Below are 18,594 nucleotides of genomic sequence, written 5' to 3'. Positions count from 1 at the left end.
CTGAATACCGGGATTGAGCTTGGCCAATCCTGACGCCACGATTTCAACGATTGATGGAGGACCAAATGGCTGCCGACACCCACCGCTCGATGCGCACAACACATCGACAAAGATCATCAAAGCACGGATCTCAGCATTGCCGGGACGTTGATCATGGCGAGGAAGAGCATTGAACAACGCCTGGGTGAGCTGGAAGCGCAACGCTCTGCTCTGAAGGCGCGCTTGTCCAAACAGGAACGTGCCAACGACACACGCCGCAAGGTGCTGCTTGGCGCCTTCGTTCTGCATCGGCTGGAGAACAGCAAGGACGAGGAGTTTGCCCATCGCCTTCGTGAATGGCTGAACAGGGAACTGCCGGGCTTTCTCACGCGCGACAATGACAAGGCCCTGTTCAGCGATCTGATCGGCAATGGTGCCAATGCAGCTCCAGCAAACACAGCCGGGGAGACGACATCATGAACCAGGCAACACAAGCATGGGCGGCGCTGAAAAACATGCTGCGCGCGGCCGTTAGTGATCCGGTATGGGCGCTGACTGCCCTCGTTCTTGCGCCGTTTCGCGCGTTCAAACCGATCGTGCAAGCCATCGTCTTTCTCGGCATCATCACCCTCGTTGTCGGTTTAGGTGGAGCAATGGGCCTCGATGCCATCGGCTTCGGCCAGGGCAGTGTTCCGATGATGGCTTTAGACATCATCCTGCCCCTCATTCTGATCGCCGTTCTGTTCCGCCTGATCACCAATCCCCTGATCATCCACTTCGGTGAAACGGACGGCGATACCCACGGCTCGGCCCGCTTCTCCTCCGACAAGGAAGTGGCTCCCCTCGCCCGCTCCCCCTCCGGACTTCTGATCGGCCGCGATGGCAAAACAAAAAAGCTGCTTCGCTACGACGGTCCGGCTCATCTACTGACCATGGCGCCAACACGCACCGGCAAAGGTGTTGGAACCATTATACCGAACTTGCTTGTTGCCGATCGGTCCGTGATCTGCATCGATCCGAAGGGCGAGAACGCCAGGATCGCTGGGCGGGCCCGTGAGAGGTTTGGGCCTGTGCATGTGCTCGATCCTTTTGGCATTACAAGTTTGCGGTCTGCTGCCTTCAACCCACTTGACGCGCTTGATCCTGACGGCCTCAATGTCGCGGAAGATGCCAGCACCCTGGCCGATGCTCTCGTGTTCGACGAACCTGGTATGAGCGGTGAAGCGCACTGGAATGAAGAAGCAAAAGCGCTCGTCGCCGGCCTGATCCTCCATGTTGTTGCCGAGCAGCCGAGAGCCGGGCGGAATCTCGCGACGGTGCGCGAGTATCTGACACTCGCCCCGGAAGCCTTTGCCAAGCTCTTGAAGGACATGCAGGCATCAACCGCGGTGTCTGGGTTAGTCGCACGCGCAGCGAACCGTCACCTTGGCAAGTCCGACCGGGAAGCTGCCGGTGTGGTGTCGGCCGCGCAGCGCCATACGCACTTTCTGGACAGCCCGCGCATGACGGCCGTGCTTGATCGGTCCGACTTCCGCTTTGCCGATCTTAAACGGCGCAACGTGTCGGTGTTTCTTGTGCTGCCGCCTGATCGTCTTGCCACCTACTCCCGATGGTTGCGGCTGCTCGTTTCGCAGAGTTTGATCGACATGGCGCGCGATCCTTCCAAACCGGATGTGCCTGTGCTCTACCTGCTTGATGAGTTTGCAGCCCTCGGCCATCTGGCGCCTGTTGAGCGCGCGATGGGGCTCATGGCTGGCTATGGCGTTCAGCTCTGGCCGATCCTGCAGGACGTGCACCAGCTTCGCGCCACCTACGGTCAGCGCGCCGGCACCTTCCTGTCGAACGCCGGCGTCCTCCAGGTCTTCGGTGTCAACGATCACGACAGCGCTCGGCTGGTGTCCGATCTGCTCGGGCAGGAAACCGTCGTGTTCCAGACCATGAGCCGCGCGCTCGACTCCGAGAAATCCGGTATCTCTTTTGGCGAACAACACATAGGACGGCCGCTGCTCACGCCGGATGAAGTGCGCAACATGGCACCGCAAGTCCAGTTGTTGTTCCTTGCGGGACAGCGGCCGATTATCGCCGGCAAGCTCGCCTATTACGCGGATCCAGAGTTCAAAGGATTGTTCGATCCAGCATGAATGATGAAACCAAGGATCTGACTGAAACGCTGGCTTTTACCCTCAGCGTCATCCTCAGTGGAAACGAGGCTGAACGACGGCGCATCGCAAGTGCCTACCAGCGCGGACGCCAGCTGATCGCCGGGATCCCCTTCGATCGAGGCGATGCTCGACCTCGGATCATCGCCTGCTCAGAAAGGTTCAACACTTGCGACATTGCCGGGGAGATCGCCAGCGCTGGATGGATGCTTGCCGCGATCGAAGAACGCGTCGCCGAAAAGAACCTGCGTGGATGGAGAAAGCTTCGCAAACTCGTCGATGAGACGGTGAGGTTCCTGCCGTCCTGCCAACAGACCGTGCACTAGGGGCGCACGCCGCTCCTTCGTGCAGATGGAAGGCCCGGAAAACCGGTCAAGGGTGTTGCCCAACCAACGATCCCTGACCGGCCTTCTTAGCCATACACTCCGTTCCCGCAAAGCGTCCGGCCAACCCTGGCTGAGATCGTTCACTGTCCGCCGTGCAGGGCAGGTGACGGACAATCACGAGCCCTCGCTGTCGAGGGCACCAATGCCAGCAGCCTACAGAACAAGCCGAACCAGATCCTGATGCGCTGATCGAATCTGCGGCCAGGGAAACTCCTTGGGATGCTCGTCCCACGCCGCACCCCAGCGAGACACGGCCTCGAGCTTGTTCGCAACACCGGCGAGCGAAGCCGCCTGAGTGATTGCCATCGCGTCCAACAAAGCCTCTGCCTGTTTGAATGCGCCCTGCTCCGCCTTCATGGTGGAGAAGTACTCGACGTCATCCGCAACTGCCTCAAAGCGAGCTTGCCGCTCATCAAGCTCGGCTGCTGCCTGCCTGCGGATCTCATCCACATCCGTCCGGTCACCAACCAGACGATCAAGGGCCTCATGCGAGTAAAGAAGAACAGGCCCCTCCCCTGGAAGCGTAACCCTCATCCCCAAACAGTCCGTCCGCTCGGCAAGTTCAATCTCAAGCTCCTGCATCCGACGGCTGAGATGCTGAACCCTCTCATGCACGGCTTCCCATTCGCGCCAAAGCGAAGCGACTGGGTCAGTTGGAGCCGCCGCATAGAGAGATATGTGATTTAGGGCATTTGCAGATGCACTTTGTGGCGCAGCAGCAGCAGCAGCAATGCCCCATAATGCGACCCGGCGCGTGACGCAGGCAAATCTCGTGGTATTGGTAATCCCAGCCATGATCCGAGCTCCTTGTAGCTTGGGTGTGGTTAGACTGTGCGCGTGTTGCAACCACGCGCACAGTCGACTGCTTATTATGCGCATATTTGCGTTTTTTGTGCAACCGGGTTTGCTTTGAGCCTATGAAACATTTTCCTGCTCAGGTTCGTGCAGCTCGTGGGCTTCTTGCTCTAACTCAACAGGATCTAGCTGCCCTCTCACACGTGAGCTTACGCACTGTGGTGCAACTTGAACGTGGAGACAGACCGGTTTCACCGTCGATCTGCCAAGCTATCAAATTGTCTTTGGAAGCGGCGGGAGTTGACTTTCTCCCTGCTAATGGCGGCGGGCCTGGTGTTCGTTTGGCGCGCTATTCAGAATAGAACTAGCTAAGGGAAGACGCCCGAGGTTTGTAGCTCATTAAGCATTAATTGGAACGAGAAGCTCGCCATACATTAACAAGGGCAAGTTCGTCATGATCATGTGTGCTGGGCAACGTACAGCTTGCAAGGTGCAGTTGAGGCAACGGGATTTACACAGCGCATCCTAGGATCCGTCCGTCCATCCACCGCTCTGCCTTCTTCTAAAATTGTTCGTTATTTTCAGTATTTGGCACGCGATGCTCGCCTCGGAAGGCATAGAAGTTAAGCAGGGAACCTAGCCGTTACTCGAACAGTTCAGCATGGGTACCAGCACGCACGAAAACGATGCTGTCGTCCTCCACCTGGTAGATCAACAGAAAATCGCCTCCGATGTGGCATTCCCGATGGTCCCCCCAATCGCCTTTTAATGGATGATCTAGCCACTCCGGACCTAAAGGTTCATCATTGCCGATCAACTGCAGCATGGCAGTCTTGAGTTGGCGCATATTGTAGCGCCCAGAACGCGAAAGCCGATCCCAGTCTTTTACAAAGCTTTTTGCGTAGTCTGCCGTTCTAGGCATCGAAGCCCGTTTGCTACCTACGGATTTCTTTGTCGAGGGCATCAAACATTTCCTGTCCATCTTTAAATCGCGCGCGATGAGCCTTCATCATGGCGCGAGATTCCTCCATTGCCCCGCGTGTCTCAGCGTTCGGCACCTTCAAGTCGAACGGCAGAGCCTTATCCCGAGCAACTCGCGTCAAAGTCATCCGTACGACATCGGACACGGTAAGCCCCATTTCCGACAAGACCGCTGAAGCTTCGTCTTTAAGTCGCTCATCGATACGAGCACGTACAAATGCGTTAGAAGCCATAGGTAGGGGCCTCCTTTCCAAGCGAGATTGTAGCTCGGTTGAGCAACACAATCAATGAGCGACCAAATGCAAATCTGAGCTGAGCTGGGCCAAATCGATAGAAGAGGGCATTCTGCGTAGGCGACAACGTCCCCTCAGCGAAGCGATTCAGCCGCCATTAACCCCAACAGCGGTCAGACGGCAATCGACCCCATTGCGGTCATTCATGGGGCTCGCAGCGAATGTCCGCTTCGAGCTCTAATTGTATGTTCGCAGCCCGAACCTAGAACGGAAATTAAGTCGCGACTTTCTATGAGCCTGCATTTGCGGAGTCTGTAGAAACACGCTTGCCGCCTGGTGCCTATCGGCGCATGGGGTTGGCAAACCTTATTTCCTGCTCAACGTAAGCGAAAACTTTAGGTGCCCAGCGGTATCCGTATGAATACTCCATCTTATCCGCTTCAGCGAATTTCTTAGCCGTACGTTTAGCACATTCATAGGGCAAAATGGCGTCTACCTGCCTCTTCAATTCAGCACTTTGGGCTGCGCCTACTTCATCATCCTGAACATGATTGATTGCACCAAGGCGACGGCCAACTTCGAGCGTGTTCGACTCCAAGATTGGAACTGATGAGAGCGAGACTAACCGTTTAGAAACTCGCTTAGAGAGTGTCTGAATCTTCTCCCAATCACCGCGGTTCAACACCTCCTCGGTGTTCATGATTGCTACGATCTCATCAAGCGAGGCTACTACGGCATCTCTCTCACTAGCGGGAAGAAACGAATGGGAGCACTGCCGTACTATGCTTAGGACAATCTGGAATTCGTCAGGATCGGTATTGGCCATCCAACCGAACTCGCCGTGGATCAATTCGGCGTAGTCCCACAGATGACTGCCAAAGTACCCAAGGTTTAATGCCGCTAGTAGACGGTCGCGATGGAAGGCATGAGCCTCTGGGAGCGTAAAGTTGGGAAAGTGGCTTTTAAACGTCGAAGGGTTTGCGCCGAGACTTCCCACGATATCGTCCCAGAATAGGAGGCCGACAGCTGACTTGCCCTCGCTGACCCTTTTATCGGAATACATCCTCACTTCCATCTGAAGCTTCGTGTCGCGATCCCGAGTGGTCGCGATATAGATGGCATTGAGTGCAGGCTCGAAAGCGTCGGAATTCTCGACTTCTGCTTTGACCATCTCAATCTTCAGTGGTTTCGCGTACCGCTTACATTGAGCGCCGATCCGCCTTCCGATGTCGTCCGGCCCGAAGATGTCGACACCTTTCTGTTTCTGACCCGGACGACCGTTCGCGGATAAATTGGGCGAACCCCAACGCAGACGTAACGCGTCCAAGGTGATTGCTTCGAAGTCCTGCCAGTTTTTCGGTTTTGGTATCTCGAGGGAGTGAATTGATGTCATGATCTTCGGATGCTGGCTGATCGTTCTGCGATGTATACCCGGTTGAAACGCATGTAAGCAAAATCGGCTGTAAGGACACAAACGAGAGCGATCACATTGTCCGCATAGCTGTCGTAGGTAGCCGATTTCGTGAATGACCGGTTTCCACCCGGTCGAGCCGTCAGCAGACGGCCTGCTTCGACCGCCACGACGATCCGTTAGCGTATATCTGAGTCCGTTCTATGTGCTGACCGGGATGGACCTATCGGTTGCCGGCGCGCGAGGAGCGGCGCTACCGGGAGCGCGTCGCCGATCTTCCCGCCGACATTCAGGCGATCGGCTGGAAGGCGCAGGTGCGCCTGTGCCAACGCTTCCGTCGGCTGACGGCTGCGGGCAAGCCGCAGCCCAAGGTGAACGCGGCGATCGCCCGGGAGCTGGTCGGCTACGCCTGGGATATCGCGCGCCGCACGCTTGCGGCGGCGCCCGCCTGATCGCGGCGGGCACGCCATAGTCTTGGAAGGCGTGCCGCGGGCACCCGACTGTGATGGGCAATCCTCGGCGTACGGTGGGGCAGGATCGATCCGATGCCCGAACTTAGAATGAGGCAGGCCCAGCGACGGAGACGGGAAATGCGGTAGCCACCCCGCGGATGAGAGCTTGATCAATCGTTGTCGATCAGGAGCACGCGGCACACCTGCCAAGGACGGACCCTCGCTGGCCATCAGACCAGCGAGGGTCTAAACTCGTCCAGCGTCTCAGATGGCAGTCATGAGAGCGTACGTTTTTGACCATCCTCTTACCGGCCTCCTGTAGGCTGGATGTGCGTACGCCAGCCTGCGAAGCTTGGAGGCCGGTTCGGGCCATTGCTTGCTGTTAGAACAGTTCGCCCTGCTTTGCGGCTTGCGGAGAGGGCAGAGCAGGCTTGCCGAAAAGTTCCAGGAACGCGTCAGGCGATGAAGTGGCCTGCTCGAGCAGGCCCGACTGCAGCAGCGAAACATACAGCGCAACTGATCGAGCCTGGCAGTTGAACGACTTCTCAGGGTTGAACTCGATGTCCGTGAACGCGTCGTACTTCCGGACGCCATCGGCGAGGTCATGATGGCGCTGGAGCGCGGACACGTAAATCCAGTCATAGAAGACAGTCTTAGGTTCGGTCGGCCATTGCCTACCGTCGAACACGAAGGATGTCAGCGGGCCCGAGTTCCGCAGCCGCTGATCCCGTTTTGCCTCCCTGGGCACCTTCGAGAAAAGGTCGTTGAAGGGCCCGCCGTCCCTGAAGACCTTGCTGCCTTGGAAAGCGCATTCGACGGTGAGGGGCGGGCTGCCGAACGTGAGGTTGAACGCGCTCAGGGCAACGCCTAGACGGTCCCGGGACTTGCTTGACACCTCCAGCACGCTGCGGACTTTAAGGACCGCCCGCGCAGCTGCGTGCAGCTCTTCGACCGATCGCTGCTTTTGCGCTATGGAAAGCCCTGCATGCCATTTGAACTCCACGATCTCGACGGCAACCATGGATGCAGGGCGGGGAACGAAGACGGGCCGACTCGCCATCAGGAAACGGTCCTTAAGTTCTTCCGCGCGAACGCGCGGGTTCCGAAAAAGCCGGAACCTTCCGCACATATGGTGGCCTTTCTCCCTTCAAGGCAATCCTGGTACCTTGCGGCAAGCTCCGGCTTGCTGAACACGAGCTCCTCTATTCCGGAAGGCTCGATTCCCTCGAAGACCAGGACTTCGGCCTGGACGTCGGTGGGATCGAACAGCTCCATCCAGGCACTTTCCCGCCTGGAACCTCCGACTTCCTCGTCGAACATCGCCTCAAAGGCGGAAGGCGTCAGAAGATCGCCCAGTGGCCGCCTGCTCACCCTGCTGTCCGCCGCGTTAAGCGGGCAGAAAGCCGCCTTCTTCGTCCAGAGTATCGAAGGGCTGAGCTTCAGGACCACCCAGTCCTGATCGGGGTTTTCCCGGCGATACTTGTAGAACATCCTGTCGTTGGCATGGGCGACCGATAGCGAGACCGCTCCGGGTCGCCGGTCGTACCGCGCGAGATCGTTGCGGGAGAACGGGATGCGGCGTTCGCCAAGCGTAGTCACAGGAAGCACCCCTGCCTGGCAGATCGACCTCAGGTTCTCGATGCGCGTGAAGTGCACGAGGAACGGCACCCTGCGCCTTTCGGCACTGGCCCGAACCTCCTGTCCAGTCCGGCTTTCAAGGGCGGTCCCGAGCCTGGGCGCTTTCCCTTCTGCGTCCTCCAGTGCCGTTGCAGCGGGCTTCCTGGCGGCTGAGCCTGCCTGCGCCTTCAGTGCTGCGGGCTGAGGGAACTGCGCTGCGAAAGTGCCGACCAACGGCCAGGTCTGTTCGTTCAGCAGGGCGGCGATAAACGCGTTGAAAAGGTCGGGCGAAGCATGCGCCTTCTTCTGCATGTCGCGGATGAACGTCTCGCGTTTCATGCGTAACGCTTCGACCTTCAAGTCGATCCTTGCCTGTACGTCAGGACTGGAGTGCTCGGGTACATGGCTGAACACGGGCGGCCTTACGAGCTCGCGCGACGCCTGCTCCTTGCGTATCTCCTTTGCGCCCTGGAGCGCCTTGTCAAATCGGCTGAAGTTTTCTTCGTAGAGTGCCTTGAGCTGCGGCTCCATCGCCGCGACTTCTCTGGCATGCTCTACTTGGCGAATGGCGGCAGCATAGGCGGCCTCTACGTGGATGCGTTCGCTGTCGACCGTCTGCGCCAGCTCGCGTGTTGCCGTCTGGACAGCGTTTGCCAGGTTTATCGACTGCTCGAGGTCGGCCATGGTTGCTGCTGCCGCCCCGGAGAAGCTGAAGGGCATGTTGGCGGCACTGGACCCGGCCGCCTTGGCAGCTTCCTTTTGCGGTGCATACGGTACCGCGGCAGCCTCCGGACGCTCCGGGAGCCTCTTCTGCGGCGTGGCCTCTGCTGCTTTTTCACCGACAGGTTCGTCGTTCGGCTTCACGAACGCGTATGTTCCCCACACGACGATCAGCTGCAGCCCCACCAGCGGCGGATAGAATAGGTTGAGAAGCGTGAATGCAGTCCACACCGTGCACACGGCGATCAAGTAAGAGGGAATGGCAAAGCGGGCCACGACGATCGTGACAAAAATGAAGGTTTGGTACGCCAGCACTTCCACTCGGGCACTCGCAGTCTGCGCGGACTTACTGCGGTCCCGCTTTCCCTGCGATAGACTGCCGGTGGTTGAGGAATTCAAAACGCGATCTAGGATCGCCAAACGGACAAGCATACCGTTCGATGCAAACCCATAAGTGGCACATCAGCCAAGGGGGTGCGTCTGCTAGGCTTGCTCAGGATCTGCTGCTCCGGTTCGAGCACCGGGTGCTCGCAGTGAACGAGCCTGTCGCCTTGGTTTGGGGCAACCTTATGGGATTGGCCAAGCGCCGCGGTCGTGGCCTTTCGTCGATGGATGGATTGATTGCCGCGACAGCCATTGCCAACAAGCTCACCTTAGCTACCCGCAACATCAAGGATTTCGACGCCTTCGAGATCGATCTTTACAATCCAGGGACGCCTTGAACCGCGCTATGGCATGGATCGCACGGCTTGGCGCAGGGTTTGCGTTGCTTTGCTTCGCGAAGCTGAGGTGCGAACTCAGCATCCCCAATTGCGCGCGGACCGCAAACTCGTGATAGGCAGAGGCCGTTTTCATCATCAGGAGTGAACCAATGACGACAACGACAGAGATCGCCGACAAGATTGCAGCTGAGCAGAACTTGACCGAGGCACAAGCCAAGACAATCGTTGAGGCCGTGTTCAAAGAAATTACGAATGCGGCCTCCTCAGGTGTGGAAACTAGCATCCCTGGGTTTGGCAAGTTCAAGGTCAAAGACACCCCGGCACGGGAAGGGCGCAATCCGGCGACCGGCGCCAGCATCCAGATTGCTGCATCCAAAAAGCTGACCTTCACTCCAGCCAAGACGATCAAGGACGCGCTCAACGTCTAATCACCTGGCTAGCCGGTTCATCACTGTAATGAACCGGCTAGCCGCTTAACGTGCTTCATGCCATTTCGAGACCGAGTACTCGTTTATTTTAGGGGGATTACCATCCGAAGCTTACTTCGCTGATCCCGCCTTCAACAAGTCTGGTGGGATAGCGGCACGTCACGTTTGCCAGTCCAGCGCTTAAACGAACGGTCACCATCAATATCCACGACAACGATGTCACCAGGCGTCGGCGGCACCGAGCGATCGACCACAGCAATATCGCCGTCGAACAGCTGCGCCTCGACCATGCTGGAGCCTTGGACGCGCACCAGGAAGGTCGCAGCCTTGTTCTGAACGAGCAGGCGGTGAAGGTCGATCTCATCCTCGACATGATCCTCAGCGGGCGATGGGAAGCCTGCCGGAACAGCCCTTGCAAGGAGCGGGAGGAAGGTTGGCGTTGGCCGAAAGGCGAAGATGGTCAGCATGATCCGTCACGTGCTTTGAACGTGAACGAACCACGACCATTTGCTACATTGAGTCAATCGCCTCCGCGATCAACTCTCTGGTTCCGAAGCGTCAGCTAAGCCTTGGGCTTACGGCTGCGCCTTTGAACAGGCGCTGGTTCGGCCGCAGATTTTGGACGCCGACCTAGCCCCATCTTCTTGGCAAGCATCGAGCGGTTCGCAGCATAGCTGGCTGCTACCATTGGATAATCTGCCGGCAAGCTCCACTTTGCCCGATATTGATCGGGAGACAGGCCAAGCTTGGCGAGATGTCGCCTGAGCGTCTTGTACTGTTTCCCATCCTCCAGGCTGATGATGTAGTCTGGGGTGATCGACTTCTTGACTGGAACAGCCGGCTTCGCCTTCTCCGAAGATATGGCAGGCTCTGCACTCGCCGGTTGGTTCAGGGCGTTCAGCTTGGTGTGGACGCTCTCGATCAATCCCGGAAACTCGCTCATTGGAACCGGGTTCTTCGCGACATACGCGCTTACGAGCTGCGCAGTTATCTCCATGATAGGGCTTACCACCGAAGCAGGTTCGTCTAGTGTTGGAGTTTCCACGATAATATCCTCGACTGGATCGAAGGCTTCAATGCAGCGGAGGGCTGCTTAAGCATTCAGGTTGTGCCTTGTGATCTATCCTCGCCTTCGGATTTAGGCAACATTGCAGGCACAGCTTTCATTATTTGCCGAAAGCACATCCTCGGAACAACCTTACAGTCATTTCTCCGTTGTTCCACAGGTTCGCCTAGCACGCATTCATGGCCAGCGACAGCTTGTGCTCGTGTGCATCAAGGCTCCAGCAAACAGCATCTGACTGAAGGCGTCACCCCACGCGCCGACTGCTGTACAAAGAACGCATTTGAATCCGTCTCTGATGCGAGCCCTCCCCTCTTGGAGAGCTGGCGCCCTTGCACTAACACCTTTGTTGCGTCCGCGGAGGCATAACCGGCCGGAGCGTCAACCATCAGCGATCCCAACGCTTTTTCGCGATCGATCGGCGAAGTGCATCACTGGCTTCAAAATGGGTTTCGCGGTGATCGCCCTTTTCGGCGCTGCCAGCCTCGAAGGACCGTACATTTGCGCCAGCGTCAGCCGACGAACCTCCTTTCATCTTCTTGCGCAACAAAGCCATCACCATCGGCCAAGGCGAAAACTGCCCCGCCCTCGCCCGCTCCGTCAACGAGCGAAGATAGCCGCCGGCGTTGCCGATTTCGTCAGCTCGTTCGTAGATCGCGCTGACGGTGATGGCAGCGTTTTCCACGCCAAGCACCACCTGCGCGTCCTCCCAGGCGCTCGAGCTGATACCAAGCGACGGCCGCGCCAATCTGGCCGCCGCCTGCAGATCTCGCCATGTCCGGATTTCGCCGCGGTCACCCAGCAGCCGGATTTCCGGGCATGCATCCAGCACAATTCCTAAAGGCAGTTCTCGCTTAGGCAAACTGCGTACGTTGTCGCTATCAGCAGCGTTGCCGCTCTCTTCTTTCTTTTCTCCCAAGCCCTGTTCAGATTCGTAGATGGGTTCTGGTTTTGAATTATGTATGTGGCGATCAGAATGAGACTCATTGGCGTTCATATTCTTCGATTTAACGAACAACTCCAATGCCTTACCAACTTCATCGCGCAGCACTTCGAGCTCGGCGGTGACACTGTCGAGGGTTTGGCGAGCAACTGTGCGTGGAAGGTCGTCGATTAGGAGGCGGTATCGTGCCCTGAAAGCTTCCCAGTCCCCTGGTACTTCCTCTTCCACACCCGTCTCAATAAGTTTGACGATGTCCCGGCGGCATAGCGAGAGCCGTTCCTTGGCAACCTTGAAGGCGTGCTTTTCGGCTCTGATGGCGTCAGCCAGCTCGCGAAACTCCTCGGCACGCGCAACGATCGGTGAGAGATCGAAGCCATAGGCCTGCTCGATCAATCCCCCCTGCCCCTTTCTGGCAAAGCGTTTGCCATTGGGGCTATCGCGTCGAATGATCAGCCCGCAGGTCACCAGATTGGCCAGGTGCCTTCGCAGCGTTGCCGGTGACATTCCGTTGGCACGAGCTTTCAAAAGCTCATTCGACGGCCAAACGACAAGTGTGCCATCCGCCGCAAGCGTCGTGTCCGGATGGAACGTCAGGAGCGCGTTGAGGATCGCCAAAGCACGATCAGTTGCCCCGATCGCCTCGCGCGCCTCGCGGATGGTTTGGAAGACCTGCCACTTGTGTGCCGTCGCTTCGGCCAGCATTTCCTTTGTTGCGACCTGACTTGCCAGAAGGCCAAGCGTCATCGGTCGCCGCCCGAAGGGCGTCGATGAAATATGCGTCTGCATTTCCTTTTACCTTTTGTTAGGCAAAAGAAATCTGCTCGCCAAAACGGCGTTGAGCCCGAACGGACTCTTGACGGCGATTCCTGAAAGTGCGATTCTCAAGTTGCGACACTATGAGAAGGGCTTCCGGAATTCGTTTCGGTGGCCTTTTTCTTTGCCTGCCTGTCAGAGGTGGTTGATCTCCATGGCAGCGGTCAGTACATCAGCTTCCCTCCTCCTTACCATCCGCCTGAAACTCGACGTAAAGCTGGTCAAGACGCGCCGAAATGAAACGGGCGAAGTCTGGGACGACTTTGTCTTCGAACACTAGAGTTGTCCGACCATGCCTGGCTTCTATATGGGCAGCGCGTTTGCCGTTGGGCGCCTTCCACATGTCCTTTGAAGCGAGGCTCTTGCGAGGCTTACTCGCTAGAGCCTGGAGTGCTGCGTTAAGCCGGGTGTCGCTATCTGCCTTGCGAAGCGCGGCGCTTGCAAGAGCATCCTCAACAACATCTATCTGGGATCGCTTCTCCAGGGCATCGGCTAAAGCGAGCCAACGGGCCCGCCCCGCCTTTGGCGCTGGTCCAATTTTCCGCACGATATCTTCTGGAACTCGCCGAGCGACGAGGATGTATCTGCTCACATCGGCTTTGTCTGTCCCGAGAGCGGCGACGATCGTTCGCCGATCACAACCGTCGTCCTCAAGATTCTTAGCAAAAAACGCTTTCTCGATAAATGAGAGGTCCTTTCGATCGAGATTTTCGCGTCCCTGTGCTACGATGAGCTCACTATCGGACAGGGTTTTGACAATCGCCTTGACGGAGCGACCAAGAACTTCCGCAGCTCGTAGGCGGCGCCGGCCATATGCAATCTGGTAACGCCCCGCGACGTCCGGGTGGGGCCGCACAAGGATAGGAACCTGCTGTCCATTCTCCTCTATGCTCGCAACAAGCTGGTCGAAAGCTGCGTCGACTTCGATCGGTATACGATCAGCCACCCGTGAGCTGTCAATCTTCGCTACGTCGAGAGACAGAACGGCTTCGCCTTCAGCCAGCTGCTTTTGTAGATTCGCAGCATGCTTGGCGTTCTCCGACATCTCGTGGAGGGAAGCACCCATCGCCGAAATCGCGCCCGTTCTCACCCGCTCGCCGCTCTTTTGTGGCTTACCGGACTCGGGATCAGGCCGCTTCAAGAAGAGACTATTTACAGTGTCCTTCCGGCTCATGATGTTTCTTTCTGACCCTGTCGCGCGGTAGATTTATCCGGATGTTGGGAGCTCCCAACACTATTTGATTTCCCCAGATCCAAGGATAGCACTAGCCGCTCGTTGGGAGCTCCCAACAAGCAGTTCGCTCCAGTGCAAAATCCTCTACCGCCACCGAGCTTCATCATGCGCGCGCCCAAGCTTTACGGATCAGATCTTCGATCTCCGCGTTGACCGCATCAAGAGCTTCCATGGCACGGTCGTAAGTCGACCGCGTTATATTCTCTCGACCGATCTCATAGAGCGTCTGCTTCGTCAGCCCAGCATCGGAGACAGCTGCTGACTTGACCATCGGGTTTGTCATAACATGATCGTCGAAGAGGTTTCGCAGCAGAGCAGCCACCTTTGTCTGCGGGGCATCCTGAGGCTCGTAGCGCGTCAAGAGATATCGTACGAAATCAAACTTGAGGTCCCCACCGGCATCACGAACAACTCCCAACAGATCCCGAGTCATCAGTAGGAATTGGCTCATGGATGAAATGTCGAGCATCTGCGGGTGAACGGTCACTACCATGCTCGTAGACGCACACAGGCCGCTGAGTGTCAGGAACCCAAGCTGGGGAGGGCAGTCAATGACAACAACGTCATAGTTGTCCGCGACTTCATCAAGCGCTTCTGCCACACGGGCGAAGAAGATGGTTTGATTCTCCCGGCCGTCAGCAGTCAGTGCTTTCGGCGTGGTATGCTCGAACTCCATCAGCTCAAGATTGCCAGGAACTAGGTCTAAGCCATCGAAATAGGTGTGACGCACAACATCGGAGAGTGGTCGTCTCTGAGCGTCGTATCGGATCGCCGCATACAGCGTTTCGTTTGACCCAACATCGACTTCGGGAAGCACTCCAAGTAAGGCCGACAAGCTTGCCTGTGGATCAAGGTCGATCGCAAGAACGCGATATCCTTGTAAGGCCAGATACTGGGCAAGGTGAGCTGACGTTGTGGTCTTGCCAGAACCACCCTTGAAGTTCGTGACCGCAAGAACCTGCAAGTGTTCGTGGGACCGGCGATGCGGCACGAACTCTATAGCCTCTCGGCCGCGTGCCGACTGCGCCAAGAGCTTCCGAATTCCATTGATGTCCGACAGGGTGTAGAGGCGTCGGCCATTGCTTGTGGTCTGGGGCTGAGGTCCATCCCCCGCAAGCGTCATCTTGCGGAGGGTGGAGTCGGAGACACCCATCAGCTTGGCAGCTTCACCAGAGGTGAAACGTCGGAGTACCTTCTGCGACGTTGGAGGAAATAAAGCCTCGCTCATTGCCCGAAGCTGAGAACTCAGCAGCTCTGCTTGAGCGCCGATGGTATCATCGACGCTTGGAAGCAAATCACGGTTGGCTTGAGCGTTCGCACTCACGGTAAAAACTTTCATCACGGTTTTTAGAGCGAAACGGCTCTGTTTCCGTGAAGTTACCTACAAAGCAGTTTCACGCAAGACGTTTTTGGTTAATGAAACCTCAACGATAACGCTCCTTGCTACATACAAGCCTTGACCAGCACACGACCATTATCGTTTTCCGTCAATGCTTTGTCGCTCGATGGACCGGCCGGTGTTAACGAGCTCTCCCTCCTCAATGCACCGGTGGGAAACTACCTCACGCGTTAAGTTTCTATCTATAACCACGGACGCGATGCGCCGATTGCCCCGAATCGGCCTTCGTAGTTCTTCCTTCCCTTGCCGTTTGGTTCATCTTTAACCCTACTGCTTCCAAACCTGTCGATGAGGTGTTGTCTATCAGAGTTGGCGCGAATAATTCACAGTGCGACGTTGAGCGACTGTGCATGGAGGAGGGGAGGGGCGTTAGGCTCCCCGTCTGGTCGAACCAGACATGCCGGTGTCTGTTTCCTTTAGAAAGCAGGAACTGGGCTCGATGCACTGTCCGGCTTATCCGCGCTACTGAACCTGCCTGGTGGCGGGTAAAGCGCTTCGAGTCGATGGATGCGTGGAGCACCATTCCTGTTCCTCTATGGTTGCAAGTCATGCAGGAAACCGGCTGCACGTTCGGCGGCCGATGCAGCTTGGAAGATCGCGCGCTTATCTTCCTTCAAGCACTTCAGCCACGATTCAAGGTAGGCCGCATGATCCTCGCGCGGCTCGATCGAAACACCCAGATCAACCCCGAGGAAGGCTGAGCCGATTTCAGCAACAAGTTCCTCTCTCGCATATGCCTGATCTCCGAAACGTTTTCCAAAGGTCCGGTTTAAACGGGCTTCATGCCCGCTCCAGTGAACAACCTCATGGCAAAGGGTAGCCGCGTATCCTTCCGGCGTCGAGAACTGTTCGAAATTCGGCATCTGAACAAAGTCAAGGCCGCCATTATAGAAAGCGCGATTGCCGCCATGGCGAAGATCGACGCCCGTGTTCTCCACGAAGCGATCAACCTGCGCCAGGCGCTCGCCGGTGGCTTTTGGCTCTGGCGCCACCGGGTAGTATTTGGCGTCTAACCCCTCGATCTGCTCGGCGTTGAAAACAGCATATGATTTCAGGAAGGGTATGCGGCGCTCAATGTCCTCGCCGGTCTCGCTCTGCTCGGTTTTTTCCATGCTGCCGGCGTAAACGACGAACGTTCCGCGCTCGCCTTTCTTAACGCAAGCGTTCAATGCCAGCGCCTGCTTGAAGGTGAACCAGTACGGCGACGAATAGCCCGCCTGCGATGCCGCATCCCACAAAACAAGAACATTGATGCCGCGATAGGGTTCACCGGTTGAACGTGTTGGGCGAACGGGTAGACCGTTCGTTTCCCACGGGCGAAGCCAAGGGCGGACGCCGTTTTCAAGCTGCTGAATGATGCGGTTCGTGATCTGTTGGTAGATGTCTTTCCGCTCGGACATGGCTTCTTCCTTTCGCCTGTGGGGCGAAGCCTTCCCTTCTGTTTAGGGAATGCCTCTCAGCATTTCCCTGGGCAGAGGGGGGAGGGCGCAGCCCGCTCACCGGCGCGCGATCAAGCGGGGTCAACCGGTTGCCTGCTGAAAAACGGAAGGTTCGGGCAAAGCCTGAAAGCCGTCTTTTCTGAAGGCAACGTGGCGAAGCCGCGCTTGCCGGTTGATGCTGCGGCGCGCGATGGCAGGGCGGAAAAGAAGGGATTGTGGCAGCCCAAACGGCGGCCTCCATGCAGGACCAGAGTCTTAGAGGCCTCCCTCGGGATCAGGTTCGAGTTTCCAAAGGAGCACCCTGGAAGCAAGTCGAAGCAGGTTTGTGGCTCATCTAGCGTAAGATCGGCGGTAACCCGCTGTGGACAGAAAATTCCTGGCAAGTCTAGCAGCCGAGCGGGGAGGGGGAGTGGCTAGCTCCGATAACGACGTCAGCAGACAGACGGTAGCCTGCCACCTAGACTGGCTTCCAGATCATCTGCGTTGAGACCGACCATCATGCAACTCACTCGCCTCGAGCTTTACACCCGCGTGTGCAAAAGCCCGCTTAGCAAACTCGCGCCCGAGTTCGGTATCTCTGGAATAGCACTTGCCACGATCTGCAAGAGATACGCCATTCCTTATCCCGGCTCAGGGTACTGGACGCGCTTGTCCCTCGGACAGGATGCCGAGCTGCCCGTGCTGCCTGAGGCGCCCAATCAAACTATCGAGATCGTGCCTCCGGTCACCAAGCCTCGGAAGAAGCGCACCATTGATGAGGGCGGCTCGCCCAAACCTAAGCGCGCTGAAAGAGCACGACCTCCAACCCGACACCCATTGCTGTATGGCGTTGAGGAGCACTTTCGCAAAACGCGCGCTTTAGAAAGCGGCGAGTTCCTTCGACCCTATAAAAGGATCCTGCCGGATCTGATTTCGTCGGAAGCAGCCTTGGCGAAAGCGCTGAGACTCGCCAACGAGCTATACCTTGCACTCACCGAAGCGGGATACCGCGTCCATATTGCGCCAGCCGCCGACAAATTGCGGCGCATGCACGTTCGCGAACAGGAAGTCGAGATGAAGGATCGTCTGTATGGTCGCTACCGTTCCGGCACCATCTGGTCTCCGGACCGTCCAACGGTCTTCCATATCGACACGGTGCCGGTCGGCATCGCCCTCCTCGAGATGACCGAGCGGGTGACCGTCAGATACTTCAACGGCGACTACCATCGCGAAGACAGCGCAATCATACGGTCCGCAAAGTCGTGGCAGCTGACGCATTCCTGGACGGCAGAAAGAGATATGCCCAGCGGACGCTTCAAGCTTTTCGCCTACTCCCCAAGGAACGGCGTCGACTGGTCGATCAGCTGGCAGGAAACGGTACAGGAAAGCTTGAGCGTCCTGACGCAGGCGATCGTAGCGACGCTCACAGCGTCCAAGGACAACCTGCAAGGTCTTATGAACGCGGCCGATGAAGCGGCAGCCCAGAGGAAGCAAGAAACCGCCGAAAGATGGGAGCGCTATCGAAGAGAAGAGGATGCCCGCAAAGTCGCCCAGGCTCAGACCGACAGCCGCAAACAGCTCGCCGACATCATCGACGCCTGGGGGAGGGCGATCACCATAGAACGCTTCTTCACCGATGCTGAGCAACGCCTGGAAGGTACCGAAGGTGAGCGTCGGCTGCGCCTAGAAGATCGGCTAAGACTTGCGCGCGAGATGATGGGGGGTGTCGACCCGCGCGACTTCATCGAAAGCTGGGTAGCGCTGGAAGAGAGATACCGTTCGGAGTATCGGTAGACGGCAAGTTCTTGGGAAAGAAAGCGGGATGCGCTTATCCGGACACG

The 18,594-nt window shown here is 57.4% G+C and carries 20 protein-coding genes; 8 read left to right on the top strand and 12 right to left on the bottom strand.

The features are described from left to right. The first annotated feature begins 153 nt into the window (after positions 1-153). Genes IE166_RS17470 through IE166_RS17460 form a run of 3 tightly spaced genes read left to right on the top strand, consistent with a single transcriptional unit; the run spans position 154 to position 2,464 of the window. Positions 154-459: a mobilization protein gene (locus IE166_RS17470; protein WP_189506455.1), complete on the top strand. Its 306-nt coding sequence runs from the start codon at positions 154-156 to the stop codon at positions 457-459. Beyond that, a complete protein-coding gene (locus tag IE166_RS17465; protein ID WP_189506453.1) occupies positions 456-2,120 on the top strand; it encodes a type IV secretory system conjugative DNA transfer family protein in 1,665 nt (554 codons plus the stop codon). The genes IE166_RS17470 and IE166_RS17465 overlap by 4 nt, the downstream gene beginning before the upstream one ends. Beyond that, on the top strand, positions 2,117-2,464 hold the full coding sequence (locus IE166_RS17460; RefSeq protein ID WP_189506451.1) for a hypothetical protein: 348 nt from the start codon (positions 2,117-2,119) through the stop codon (positions 2,462-2,464). Before IE166_RS17465 ends, IE166_RS17460 begins: the two co-directional genes overlap by 4 nt. Positions 2,465-2,677: 213 nt before the next feature. On the opposite strand, the gene IE166_RS17455 is transcribed toward IE166_RS17460, so the two are convergent. Then, positions 2,678-3,319 carry a hypothetical protein gene (locus tag IE166_RS17455; protein WP_189506450.1) on the bottom strand — a complete coding sequence of 214 codons (642 nt, stop codon included), beginning with the start codon at positions 3,317-3,319 and terminating at the stop codon, positions 2,678-2,680. A 122-nt stretch (positions 3,320-3,441) separates the two neighbouring features. Between IE166_RS17455 and IE166_RS17450 the strand changes: the two genes are divergently transcribed. Beyond that, on the top strand, positions 3,442-3,681 hold the full coding sequence (locus tag IE166_RS17450) for a helix-turn-helix transcriptional regulator (protein WP_189506448.1): 240 nt from the start codon (positions 3,442-3,444) through the stop codon (positions 3,679-3,681). A gap of 281 nt (positions 3,682-3,962) precedes the next feature. Here IE166_RS17450 and IE166_RS17445 read toward each other — a convergent pair whose 3' ends face one another. The 3 genes from IE166_RS17445 to IE166_RS17435 form a co-directional block, all read right to left on the bottom strand. Beyond that, positions 3,963-4,241 carry a type II toxin-antitoxin system YafQ family toxin gene (locus IE166_RS17445; protein ID WP_244641552.1) on the bottom strand — a complete coding sequence of 93 codons (279 nt, stop codon included), beginning with the start codon at positions 4,239-4,241 and terminating at the stop codon, positions 3,963-3,965. A 13-nt stretch (positions 4,242-4,254) separates the two neighbouring features. Then, the gene (locus IE166_RS17440; protein ID WP_189506444.1) at positions 4,255-4,533 is read right to left on the bottom strand and encodes a type II toxin-antitoxin system RelB/DinJ family antitoxin; all 279 of its coding nucleotides are present in this window, start codon (positions 4,531-4,533) and stop codon (positions 4,255-4,257) included. A gap of 340 nt (positions 4,534-4,873) precedes the next feature. Further along, positions 4,874-5,926 (bottom strand): hypothetical protein, encoded by a 1,053-nt coding sequence (locus IE166_RS17435; protein ID WP_189506442.1) that lies wholly within the window; start codon positions 5,924-5,926, stop codon positions 4,874-4,876. Between the two features lie 248 nt (positions 5,927-6,174). Between IE166_RS17435 and IE166_RS17430 the strand changes: the two genes are divergently transcribed. Beyond that, positions 6,175-6,396 (top strand): hypothetical protein, encoded by a 222-nt coding sequence (locus tag IE166_RS17430; RefSeq protein ID WP_210312989.1) that lies wholly within the window; start codon positions 6,175-6,177, stop codon positions 6,394-6,396. Positions 6,397-6,778: 382 nt separating this feature from the next. Here IE166_RS17430 and IE166_RS17425 read toward each other — a convergent pair whose 3' ends face one another. Together IE166_RS17425 and IE166_RS17420 are read right to left on the bottom strand one after the other, a co-directional pair. Continuing rightward, positions 6,779-7,456 carry a DarT1-associated NADAR antitoxin family protein gene (locus tag IE166_RS17425; RefSeq protein ID WP_189506440.1) on the bottom strand — a complete coding sequence of 226 codons (678 nt, stop codon included), beginning with the start codon at positions 7,454-7,456 and terminating at the stop codon, positions 6,779-6,781. Continuing rightward, a complete protein-coding gene (locus IE166_RS17420) occupies positions 7,456-9,054 on the bottom strand; it encodes a DarT ssDNA thymidine ADP-ribosyltransferase family protein (RefSeq protein WP_189506438.1) in 1,599 nt (532 codons plus the stop codon). Before IE166_RS17420 ends, IE166_RS17425 begins: the two co-directional genes overlap by 1 nt. Positions 9,055-9,173: 119 nt before the next feature. On the opposite strand from IE166_RS17420, the gene IE166_RS17415 reads away from it, so the two are divergent. After that, positions 9,174-9,455, top strand: a complete 282-nt coding sequence (locus IE166_RS17415) for a PIN domain-containing protein (RefSeq protein WP_189506437.1) — start codon at positions 9,174-9,176, stop codon at positions 9,453-9,455. 149 nt (positions 9,456-9,604) lie between these two features. Beyond that, complete coding sequence (locus tag IE166_RS17410) at positions 9,605-9,883, top strand: HU family DNA-binding protein (protein WP_189506428.1); 279 nt, start codon at positions 9,605-9,607, stop codon at positions 9,881-9,883. A gap of 131 nt (positions 9,884-10,014) precedes the next feature. On the opposite strand, the gene IE166_RS17405 is transcribed toward IE166_RS17410, so the two are convergent. From IE166_RS17405 to IE166_RS17380, 6 genes are all read right to left on the bottom strand, one after another. Then, a complete protein-coding gene (locus tag IE166_RS17405) occupies positions 10,015-10,350 on the bottom strand; it encodes a LexA family protein (protein WP_189506427.1) in 336 nt (111 codons plus the stop codon). Positions 10,351-10,445: 95 nt separating this feature from the next. After that, positions 10,446-10,880: a MucR family transcriptional regulator gene (locus tag IE166_RS17400; protein WP_189506526.1), complete on the bottom strand. Its 435-nt coding sequence runs from the start codon at positions 10,878-10,880 to the stop codon at positions 10,446-10,448. A 454-nt stretch (positions 10,881-11,334) separates the two neighbouring features. Next, the gene (repC, locus tag IE166_RS17395; protein WP_189506425.1) at positions 11,335-12,675 is read right to left on the bottom strand and encodes a plasmid replication protein RepC; all 1,341 of its coding nucleotides are present in this window, start codon (positions 12,673-12,675) and stop codon (positions 11,335-11,337) included. A gap of 199 nt (positions 12,676-12,874) precedes the next feature. Then, positions 12,875-13,876, bottom strand: a complete 1,002-nt coding sequence (repB, locus tag IE166_RS17390; RefSeq protein ID WP_189506423.1) for a plasmid partitioning protein RepB — start codon at positions 13,874-13,876, stop codon at positions 12,875-12,877. Between the two features lie 163 nt (positions 13,877-14,039). Continuing rightward, on the bottom strand, positions 14,040-15,275 hold the full coding sequence (gene repA, locus IE166_RS17385) for a plasmid partitioning protein RepA (protein ID WP_189506421.1): 1,236 nt from the start codon (positions 15,273-15,275) through the stop codon (positions 14,040-14,042). A 593-nt stretch (positions 15,276-15,868) separates the two neighbouring features. After that, positions 15,869-16,735, bottom strand: a complete 867-nt coding sequence (locus tag IE166_RS17380) for an ArdC family protein (RefSeq protein ID WP_189506419.1) — start codon at positions 16,733-16,735, stop codon at positions 15,869-15,871. A gap of 537 nt (positions 16,736-17,272) precedes the next feature. Between IE166_RS17380 and IE166_RS17375 the strand changes: the two genes are divergently transcribed. Continuing rightward, positions 17,273-18,547: a hypothetical protein gene (locus IE166_RS17375; protein ID WP_189506418.1), complete on the top strand. Its 1,275-nt coding sequence runs from the start codon at positions 17,273-17,275 to the stop codon at positions 18,545-18,547. Positions 18,548-18,594: the final 47 nt, after the last annotated feature.

The sequence above is a fragment of the Tianweitania populi genome (genome assembly GCF_014652875.1).
In the GTDB taxonomy this organism is placed as follows: Bacteria; Pseudomonadota; Alphaproteobacteria; order Rhizobiales; family Rhizobiaceae; genus Tianweitania; species Tianweitania populi.
The sequence above is the reverse complement of the archived record's forward strand: the minus strand, read 5'-3'. Positions and strand labels throughout refer to the sequence as shown.

Coding starts and splice junctions, on each gene's coding strand:
- IE166_RS17470 (WP_189506455.1), top strand. CDS start 154: ATGGCGAGGAAGAGCATTGAACAACGCCTGGGTGAGCTGGAAGCGCAA.
- IE166_RS17465 (WP_189506453.1), top strand. CDS start 456: ATGAACCAGGCAACACAAGCATGGGCGGCGCTGAAAAACATGCTGCGC.
- IE166_RS17460 (WP_189506451.1), top strand. CDS start 2,117: ATGAATGATGAAACCAAGGATCTGACTGAAACGCTGGCTTTTACCCTC.
- IE166_RS17455 (WP_189506450.1), bottom strand. CDS start 3,319: ATGGCTGGGATTACCAATACCACGAGATTTGCCTGCGTCACGCGCCGG.
- IE166_RS17450 (WP_189506448.1), top strand. CDS start 3,442: ATGAAACATTTTCCTGCTCAGGTTCGTGCAGCTCGTGGGCTTCTTGCT.
- IE166_RS17445 (WP_244641552.1), bottom strand. CDS start 4,241: ATGCCTAGAACGGCAGACTACGCAAAAAGCTTTGTAAAAGACTGGGAT.
- IE166_RS17440 (WP_189506444.1), bottom strand. CDS start 4,533: ATGGCTTCTAACGCATTTGTACGTGCTCGTATCGATGAGCGACTTAAA.
- IE166_RS17435 (WP_189506442.1), bottom strand. CDS start 5,926: ATGACATCAATTCACTCCCTCGAGATACCAAAACCGAAAAACTGGCAG.
- IE166_RS17425 (WP_189506440.1), bottom strand. CDS start 7,456: ATGGCGAGTCGGCCCGTCTTCGTTCCCCGCCCTGCATCCATGGTTGCC.
- IE166_RS17415 (WP_189506437.1), top strand. CDS start 9,174: ATGCAAACCCATAAGTGGCACATCAGCCAAGGGGGTGCGTCTGCTAGG.
- IE166_RS17410 (WP_189506428.1), top strand. CDS start 9,605: ATGACGACAACGACAGAGATCGCCGACAAGATTGCAGCTGAGCAGAAC.
- IE166_RS17405 (WP_189506427.1), bottom strand. CDS start 10,350: ATGCTGACCATCTTCGCCTTTCGGCCAACGCCAACCTTCCTCCCGCTC.
- IE166_RS17400 (WP_189506526.1), bottom strand. CDS start 10,880: ATGGAGATAACTGCGCAGCTCGTAAGCGCGTATGTCGCGAAGAACCCG.
- repC (WP_189506425.1), bottom strand. CDS start 12,675: ATGCAGACGCATATTTCATCGACGCCCTTCGGGCGGCGACCGATGACG.
- repB (WP_189506423.1), bottom strand. CDS start 13,876: ATGAGCCGGAAGGACACTGTAAATAGTCTCTTCTTGAAGCGGCCTGAT.
- repA (WP_189506421.1), bottom strand. CDS start 15,275: ATGAAAGTTTTTACCGTGAGTGCGAACGCTCAAGCCAACCGTGATTTG.
- IE166_RS17380 (WP_189506419.1), bottom strand. CDS start 16,735: ATGTCCGAGCGGAAAGACATCTACCAACAGATCACGAACCGCATCATT.
- IE166_RS17375 (WP_189506418.1), top strand. CDS start 17,273: ATGCAACTCACTCGCCTCGAGCTTTACACCCGCGTGTGCAAAAGCCCG.